Annotated in this window: 2 protein-coding genes; one reads left to right on the top strand and one right to left on the bottom strand. The window is 42.0% G+C overall.

Features of this window, described 5'->3' with window-relative positions:
- Positions 1 to 121: 121 nt before the first annotated feature.
- Positions 122 to 367 carry a hypothetical protein gene (locus ACP45E_RS20265; protein WP_017036769.1) on the top strand — a complete coding sequence of 82 codons (246 nt, stop codon included), beginning with the start codon at positions 122 to 124 and terminating at the stop codon, positions 365 to 367.
- A 423-nt stretch (positions 368 to 790) separates the two neighbouring features.
- On the opposite strand, the gene malG is transcribed toward ACP45E_RS20265, so the two are convergent.
- Positions 791 to 1,681, bottom strand: coding sequence for a maltose ABC transporter permease MalG (gene malG / locus ACP45E_RS20270; RefSeq protein WP_017036768.1), 891 nt, complete (start codon positions 1,679 to 1,681; stop codon positions 791 to 793).
- Positions 1,682 to 1,785: the final 104 nt, after the last annotated feature.

The following is a 1,785-nucleotide window of genomic DNA, read 5'->3' on the forward strand; positions in this document are numbered from 1 at the left end:
TCATTTACTTACTGTGATTGGTATCATTTTTTCTATTATATTCAATCAATGTCATTTTTCTTTCATCTAAGTTTGCTCTAATTCGCTATCAATATTGATACTACGCTGAAAGGATAAGTGCTTGAACCTTGAAAAGATAACGCTATGTGAGGCAACCGTGAACAACCTCAAAGCCGTCGAGTATCAATGGGTACGTACCATGTACGTCGAAGGCTATGATGCCTCAGAAATTAATCATTATATCCAAGCCTGCTTTGGTGGGGATGATACCTTCGCAGACCTCTTTAGAAAAGTCGCGTTAAAGCAAGAAAGTATCTATGTGTTACTTCAATATTTAGGCTGGGCACCATCAAGCAGAGAGCTTTGAAGCCATACCAATATTGAATTACTAGCCCTACAAAGCACTAATTGCCTCACATTTGTTTGTAACCCATTCTTCTATTGCACCTTCATTTTCAGGATCACTCGCATCATATAACCCATAAGCTGTTCTGAGTTCTGTTAGCTCGTATACTCATTTTCGCATTAAGGACAAACTTAACGAGGCGTCTTAAGTCAATCCTGATTGCACTTTCTATAGACTTACTCAACCTATAGATATAAAAAAACCCAAGCGATGCTCGGGTTTTGGTTACAAAAACTGTTAGTGAGTTTTTTAGTAAGGAATCAAGCTAACAGCCAGCTATGCGTAACGCCAGAACTGCTCTTAGACTTAACGGATCGGCGGCCAAACCTGAAAGTGTTAAGTTAAGGACAAATGGGCGATCCTAATGGGTCGCCCTAATTATTATTATCCTTTCACACCGCCAGCGGTAAGTCCTCCGACAAGCCAACGTTGTGCAAGTAAAAATACAATAGTAATTGGTAGTGCAGAAAGCACTGCTGCTGCTGCAAAGTCTCCCCACAAATAGTTCTGAGGGTACAAATACTGCTGCATTCCAACCGCTAACGTATATGAGTCTACATCAGAAAGTAACAAAGATGCTACAGGAACTTCCCCTACGACCATAATAAACGACAAAATAAACACAACCGCTAGAATTGGTACTGACAGTGGTAATAACACTAATCTAAAGGCCTGCCACGGAGTCGCTCCGTCTAAAGCAGCCGCTTCTTCTAATGAATTATCGATGGATTCAAAGTATCCCTTGATCGTCCAAACATGCAACGCAATCCCGCCTAGATAAGAGAAAATCAGACCACCATGCGTGTTTAACCCTAGGAATGGAATGTACTGCCCTAGCTTGTCAAACAACGCGTAGATGGCTACCAGTGCAAGGACTGCTGGGAACATCTGGAAGATCATCATAGCTTTCAAGATAGTATTCTTACCTTTAAAACGCATTCTTGCAAACGCGTACGCTGACGTCGTAGACAGTGTCACGATTAGCAAAGAGGTAATGCCCGCTACTTTGACAGAGTTCCACAACCACGTTAATACAGGGAACGGTGGTGGTGTTACCGAGCCATCGGCATGAGTGACCGTAAAGCCTAATGCTAACTTCCAATGCTCAAGTGATGGGTTTTCTGGAATTAAACTACCCGTTGCGAAGTTACCTTCTCGGAACGAAATCGCAATCACCATCAGTAATGGGAATATAATCATAGCCAAAAATAGCCACAGCGCGATATGCGTTGCCCAAACACGATATTTTAAGGATTTACCTTGTACCATTGCCATTATAAATATCCTTAATCCTGAGATAGCTTAGTAAAGCGTAAGTTGAGTAATGCCAGTCCACCGACGAGTAAGAAAATCAGTGTGGCAATGAGATCGGAAGAGCG

It is taken from the genome of Vibrio genomosp. F10 str. 9ZD137, from assembly GCF_049974785.1.
Taxonomy (GTDB): domain Bacteria; phylum Pseudomonadota; class Gammaproteobacteria; order Enterobacterales; family Vibrionaceae; genus Vibrio.